6 protein-coding genes are annotated in these 6,739 nt (G+C 35.7%); 5 read left to right on the top strand and 1 reads right to left on the bottom strand.

The features are described 5' to 3' along the window. Window positions 1-48: 48 nt before the first annotated feature. Window positions 49-555: a YafY family protein gene (locus NO346_RS14510; protein WP_256415589.1), complete on the bottom strand. Its 507-nt coding sequence runs from the start codon at window positions 553-555 to the stop codon at window positions 49-51. 223 nt (window positions 556-778) lie between these two features. Between NO346_RS14510 and NO346_RS14505 the strand changes: the two genes are divergently transcribed. The 5 genes from NO346_RS14505 to NO346_RS14485 all read left to right on the top strand — a co-directional run bounded on the left by NO346_RS14505 (window position 779) and on the right by NO346_RS14485 (window position 6,384). After that, entirely contained in the window at window positions 779-967 is a 189-nt protein-coding gene (locus NO346_RS14505; protein WP_256415588.1) for a transcriptional regulator, read from the top strand. A 195-nt stretch (window positions 968-1,162) separates the two neighbouring features. After that, window positions 1,163-1,774, top strand: a complete 612-nt coding sequence (locus NO346_RS14500; protein WP_005157459.1) for a hypothetical protein — start codon at window positions 1,163-1,165, stop codon at window positions 1,772-1,774. Window positions 1,775-1,938: 164 nt separating this feature from the next. Beyond that, on the top strand, window positions 1,939-3,579 hold the full coding sequence (locus NO346_RS14495; RefSeq protein WP_256415587.1) for a dynamin family protein: 1,641 nt from the start codon (window positions 1,939-1,941) through the stop codon (window positions 3,577-3,579). Between the two features lie 90 nt (window positions 3,580-3,669). Beyond that, window positions 3,670-5,319, top strand: a complete 1,650-nt coding sequence (locus NO346_RS14490; protein ID WP_256415586.1) for a dynamin family protein — start codon at window positions 3,670-3,672, stop codon at window positions 5,317-5,319. Between the two features lie 243 nt (window positions 5,320-5,562). Next, the gene (locus NO346_RS14485; RefSeq protein WP_256415585.1) at window positions 5,563-6,384 is read left to right on the top strand and encodes a DUF4238 domain-containing protein; all 822 of its coding nucleotides are present in this window, start codon (window positions 5,563-5,565) and stop codon (window positions 6,382-6,384) included. Window positions 6,385-6,739: the final 355 nt, after the last annotated feature.

Below are 6,739 nucleotides of genomic sequence, written 5' to 3'. Positions count from 1 at the left end.
TTTGTGTGTAGGCTTCTTCATTTGAAAATTATATCGCTGAAAAAGCCTTTACAGATAGGTTTGTGCAACAAAGCCATGATGAACTAATTTATAAGGCTCAACGACACGAGGTTCACCTTTATAAAGAAAACCTATTTGTTGATGCTTACAAATCGCTTCACCAAATACTTCAAATAAGGTTTTAAACTGTGAAGCATCCTCAACAAAATAGCCTTTGGCATCATAAACACGGCTATCCAGAAGCTCCCGAATAAAGGAAACATCAAGATTTGGATATAAATGACGAATCCCAGATATACGGGCAAAAGACTGAATATCTTTTAGTTTTAACTTACCTAAGTAGGTCGAGTCTAAATAAAAATATTTTCCCTCTTTCTGTATAGGCAAATTACAGCTTTCCAACCGTACTAAATCACGTCGAATGGTTTTTGGGTGGGCATCATAGCTTTCTGCAAGCATATTGATGGTTAATTTTTCCCCCGAGTTTAGCCTTGTAAGAATATCAATCAAACGATTGGCTAAAGTCTCATTTTTATTTTGCGTATCCTTTTGCATGACAACCTGCGATTTTTATTTCTAACGTTACAGCAATTATTCATTTCTCAAGGGACAGGTTGTGTCCATTTAACGATACTTATTTAATCAAAATACATTTTTCTATTTTGGTAAAAAATTAAATATATCATAAATATGCGTGATGACAAGAAGTATCTATAAAGACGAAATGCTTGCCTTACAGGACTAGCTTAAAAGCCAGCGTAAGTCACAAAATCTCATCATGCACAATCTTGTTACACGTATGGCACGACCTCATTCATTTATATATAAAGTTGAACAAGGCGAACGCCGTTTAGATGTCATTGAATATATTTGGTACTGTACTGCCCTCGGTGTTGATCCTCATACTGGTATAGATGCTGTACTAAAAAACTCATCCTCATCTGCTGAACCAGCCTCCGAAGATTAATAATCTGTCATCCTATCTTGCCACAGGGACAGGTTGTGTCCCTTTTTTCAAAAAATAATTTATTTTTTACACGCTAATTATTATAAAAGAAAACAATCAATTAAGTACGTCAAACTACGACCTACTATATATTTTATCCTCTTAATTTTCCTAAAAAAGACGATTACACTTGGCAAAAAATTACTTGAGTACATCATGAGTCAAGAATCATCGAAAGTTATCAGCCGACAATGGAAAATTATTCAATTTTTATTGGATAGCAAATATGTGAGTACCGCAGATATAGAAACTCATTTAAGAAATCAAGGAATTGATGCTACGCAGCGTACTATACAGCGTGACTTAAATTTACTGGAAAAGTTATTTCCTCTGGAATGTCGTCGTGACTGTATGCCATATAGCTGGCGTTGGAAACGGATTGAGACTACAGTCAAGGGACTCAGCATTACTCAAGCCCTTATTTTACGGTTAGTCGATGAGGAACTCAGCGATCTTTTGCCTGAGCACACACTTGCTGAACTGGCTCCTTTATTGCAAAAGGCAAAATTAATTACATCCAATGCAACAATGTCCAATAACGATACCAGTCTTTCAGACATATTTAATCGACCTCGTGGTGGTGGATACGGTATGGTTGAACCCTCTATCATTGGTGAACTTATTCATGGTATTGGCAATAAAGTGTCAGAAATTTATCGGGATACTTTTAATATTGACGAAAGAGAGACTCGCAAGGTTCTTCAAGAGTTGGTAACAATACTGGAACAGTATGAAATGCCCGAACTGGCACAAGCACTGAAAGAATAGTACAGATTTCAGGTAATTGAATATTTTTATCAAACCAGTGCGTCAAACTAAGACTGACTCCTTTTGGTTCAGTCTTTTTTTAAATGATTTATCTCCTATAATCATCATTAGATTAAAAATCAATTCGTTATAAATAGTTATACTTATAGAATCAGGGGTTTAAGATGTTTCAACAGCAACAAACACTCATTCAGGATTTACCAAAAATTCAAAACCTGTATGAAAAATACCAGCTTGATAGCAACAAATTTCAAGAACTGACAAAAAATAGTCAAAACTTTAAAGTCCGCATTCCTTTGATTGGTGCATTTAGTGCAGGAAAATCTTCATTAATTAATGCGTTACTGGCTCAAAAACTATTAGCGGTTGAAATAGACCCAGCCAGTAATTTGGCAACAGAAATCAGTTTTGCAGAAACAGATCAAATTTTAGGGTTTAAAGATAATCAGTTTGTTAAGGAATTATCCTTTGAACAATTAAAATCTCAAGATTTTGACGATTTGGGGGCAAATGGTCATGTTGAGGTCAAACTCAATAATCCACTACTCCAGTCTTTACCCCATTTATGTTTAGCAGACTTGCCAGGATTGGACTCTAAATCAGAGGCACATAGTCAGGCAATTCACCATTATCTCGGACGTAGTCTTGCCTACTGCATTATGGTGAGTTCTGAGGAGGGTACACTCAAGGAAAGTATTAAAAATTTTCTTGCAGAATTAGCCCTACATCAAGCGCCTGTACTGGTCATTGTTTCTAAAAGTGACAAACGTTCTGCCGAAGATATAGAAGCAATTAAACAGCAGGTCAAACAGCAGGTGCAAGCAATCCTACCACCCGATAATTACCTGAATGTGGTCGCTGCGTCTCGTAAACAGTTTGATACGGTTATCGCTGCTTTACAGGAATTGGAACAACGTAGTGAACAACGTTTTAAAGAAACGGTGGTCAAGCAATCCATAGATACGATTGCGACTTTGCAACAACATATTGAAGTTTTAAATAATCAGGACAACCTTGATCTCGAAAGTTTGAAGTTAAAACAAACTGAAATGCAGGAGGAAATGCAGCACTTTCAGCAAAAATTAAAGCAAGAGCATCAACAGATTAACAGCCGTTTTAATGATGTGTTATCACAGATTACTCAACATATTCGTAGTCGTTTAACAGGTGAAACTGATAGTTTCGCTAATAGTGTGCTTCATCAAGGTAGCGACATTCAACAACAGATTACCTACTCTGTGCGTATTGGCATGACCGAGGGTATGGAGCGTTACTTTAAACCGCTGGTGGAAAAATATTTACATCGTATTGAATCAGAATTACCTGAACAACTTAAAATCAATCAAAATTTTAATTTTGAAGCTTCTGACAATGATGGATTGAATACAACAATCTTGACTGGTGCAGCAACTCTACTTCCTATCGTACTAAGAAGCTTCCCTTATGCTGCGGTGATTATTCCAATTATTACCACAATTTTAGGAAAATTTATTTCTGATAGCCAGAAAGAACAGCAACGGGCTGAACAACGTGAGCAAGCTCGCTCTTATGTGCAAGCAACCCTCATTCCACAAGTTATGGCACAAGTAGAATTAAATTTGCGTCAAATTTTAACGGCACAGTTACAACAGGTTAAACAAAATGTGCAGCAGCAAATTGATGAAAAATATCAACAGGCTCAACTTGCCTTAGCTCAATTGGCGCAACAACTACAACAAGGTGAAGCTGAACAGGAACAACAACGTGCTATCTATCAACAGGACCTCACAACGCTGAATCAGGTTCTTCAAGCACTGAATGCTTAATTTTTAACGAGCAGATCTTATTTATATTTTTGCAGTATAAATAAGATCTGTCAGACAACCTATTATAAAACCAATAGACTGGACTTTAAAATGTCAAATATACCTACCGATGTTCAAAACAGATACCAACAGCTTAAGCAATACTTTAAACAGAATATTACCCAATTTAAAACCCATTTACCTCTGGATCAGGCAAATCAATTGGGGCTGGATTTTCAGCATGAGTTAGACCATTTCTATAAACTCTGTGTATCACCTCAGCTCAACAATCGTTTTATTATTGGTATTGGTGGCGCATTTAGTGCAGGCAAATCCAGTTTTCTCAACGGGCTATTGGGACAAAAATTACTGAGTGTGGAAATTGATCCAACAACCTCTATTCCAACTTATTTGGTACAAGGCACAGACAATCGGATTACTGCAATTCTAAAGTCAGGAGAAAACCAAACCCTCTCAACCGAGCAATTTAAAAATTTAACCCATCATGCTGAGCAGGATGATAGGGCTTTAATCGAAAGTATTGATTTAATTATTGTAGAGCAAGCTCATTTTCCTTGGCAAAATTTATCTTTCCTCGATACGCCAGGCTATAGTAATACTGAAAGCTCTGAGCAAGGAAATTGTGATGCCCACATCGCCAAAGTTCAACTCAATGATGCACAACGGATTATTTGGCTGATTTCTGCGGATCAAGGTGTCATTTCTGAAAGTGACCTACAATTTCTAAAAACACTAAAAGCCGATATTCCCAAACTGATTATTATTAGCCGTGCTGATAAAAAGACTGAAATTGATTTAGAACTGATTCAATCTGTGACGGCTCAAACATTGGGTCAACACTGTATTCAAGTGGAAGCCGTACTCACCTATTCTGCTCGACAGTCTCAAGGCTTTGATCGTTCTCTTTTAAATCAATATTTAGAAGAGTGGAATGCTCAGCCACAGATTTTATCGGTAGTGGATAATTTTGTTGAATATTTTGCAGAAATTAAAACCCATCTTTCTGAACTGCATCATCAGGTGGATTTGGATAGTTTCCAGAAAAATTTATTTGAACAAATTTATCAATTAGCGCAACTGGCAAATGTCGATATTGAAACACAATGGCAACATTATTTAGCGCAACAGTTTGCGATTGAACAGCAACGTCAAGAAGCACTTGCCAAATATCAGGCCGAACTTGAACGAGAAGCCCAAGCAATTGCTGATGAACAGGAACGTCAACGCCAAGCCCTTGAAATGCAAAAAGCACAGGATTTATTGGCACGAGCTGAACAAATTAGAAACCAAGCTCAAGCTGTACAACCTACTCGTCGTTCATTGGAAAGTATTTTAGAAAGTTATGAAGATGAAATTAGTCGCCCAAGCGCAGGCAGCTATTTGATTGATGATATTTACGGTGTGCGTAAAAAAGTTGATAAGGCCATCAAAGCTTATGCTTTTGAGGGTGATGGTGAGTACGGTAAGTATAATGATGATCCACTGGTGCTAATGGATACTACCACCATTTTTAAAAATGCTGAAAATGGTTTATTCCTCACCCATAGTGAACTGTATTGTAAAGACATGCTTGGAAAGCGTTTTGTGACTCGGCTCAATCAAATCCGTAGCATTCGTTTTGATCGGGATGAGTCTAAGCTCTATGTGAATGGTGATGAACGTCTTTATGTTCCTCAAGATAATCTTAAAAAACCAATGATGGCTTTGGCTAAGGCGGTTAAGGAGTATTTGGATCAGTAGAGTTTTGGCTTGGCTTCTGGCTTCGACAAGCTCAGCCACCACATCGGGTCGGTGAGCTTGTCGAACCGATCAACTTACACATATCCTACTTCATGTTCAATTGCCTGACACACAAGATCATTTAGGCTTTTTCCTTGTGCAGTTGCAACCATATGTTTTTTCTATAAAAAATTAAGAATAGAAAATCTATTAGGTAAATGTTAGTCTTATTATTAACTGATCAAGATTATACTGAATTCTGTAATGAAGAGTAATAACCCACCCAAAAGACACCACTATGTCCAAGAATCATATCAGAAATGGTTTAGATCAGATAATGACGAGCTGTTTGTTTTAGATAAACAGTATAAAACTATAAGAAAAAAAGCACCATCCCAAATCTGTTATATAGATGACTTACATACTATCTCTTTAAATAATGAAAAAATACATGATATCGAGATTTTCTATAGAGATATTGAAAGTCAAATTGTTGAATTTTTTAAATTTATTGAAAGAGAAGTTGCAACTAATGTAGATGTTTTTCTAGAAACTCTAAAATTAGAAGATTTTAACAAAATGCTGAGAGTATTCATCGCTTTCATGTTCTGGAGGAATCCAAGCCAAAAAAATCTTGCTAAAGAATATGCTGAAAAACTACTAGACTTATATGACGCATCTCATGATGAAGTTAAGAAGATTTTATTTTGGGATAGAAATTTAATAAAGTTTCTGCATCGAAAGAGAGAAAAGGAAAATTATATAAAAATAATTCAATATGTAATACTTCCATTAGTTACCTTTAAAATATTTGATGAAAGAAGAATAGTACTTTATTATGGGAAAAAATTCGGAGAATTTATTTCATGTGACAATCCTGTTGTTAATTTCGGAAGTATAAATGAGTTACTAAATTTTGAAAAATTTGTATTTCCTTTAAATAACAAAATAATTCTATCAGATAATAATGAATTTATTAAAACTTACAATGTTAATGAAATTAATATTTTTATTGCAAAGAACTCAAAAAAATACATTTTTGGGTCTTCTAGGGAACTATTAACTAAAATTCAGAATCAATTATAAACAAGCAAAGCCAACTTTGCTTGTTCCCATAATGCAAAAAACTAAACCACTACCGCACACTACGCACTGCTCGGGCAAAATTTTTATGATCTGTAGAAGAGTTATAAGATATCCTATATGAAGTACTATCAAACGTTATCACATATAATTGCCAAATATTACCTTTCCAATACTCATACACATCACTAGACCAAAAACAACCCCATACATTATCTTTAGGTTGTAATAACACGCCTTGCGGACAACTATAACCCGCCGTTTTCATATTACTAAACCTCGGCGAATTCAAACATGAGGTGCGACAGTTTCAAAAGCCATATGATAATCAACAAGCTGAGCAAATTTCTCTAATGGT

Source organism: Acinetobacter sp. 5862 (assembly GCF_024494585.1).
Classification (GTDB): domain Bacteria; phylum Pseudomonadota; class Gammaproteobacteria; order Pseudomonadales; family Moraxellaceae; genus Acinetobacter.
Note: the sequence above shows the minus strand (reverse complement) of the source record. Positions and strands in the feature narration are given on the sequence as shown.

Coding starts and splice junctions, on each gene's coding strand:
- NO346_RS14510 (WP_256415589.1), bottom strand. CDS start 555: ATGCAAAAGGATACGCAAAATAAAAATGAGACTTTAGCCAATCGTTTG.
- NO346_RS14505 (WP_256415588.1), top strand. CDS start 779: ATGCACAATCTTGTTACACGTATGGCACGACCTCATTCATTTATATAT.
- NO346_RS14500 (WP_005157459.1), top strand. CDS start 1,163: ATGAGTCAAGAATCATCGAAAGTTATCAGCCGACAATGGAAAATTATT.
- NO346_RS14495 (WP_256415587.1), top strand. CDS start 1,939: ATGTTTCAACAGCAACAAACACTCATTCAGGATTTACCAAAAATTCAA.
- NO346_RS14490 (WP_256415586.1), top strand. CDS start 3,670: ATGTCAAATATACCTACCGATGTTCAAAACAGATACCAACAGCTTAAG.
- NO346_RS14485 (WP_256415585.1), top strand. CDS start 5,563: ATGAAGAGTAATAACCCACCCAAAAGACACCACTATGTCCAAGAATCA.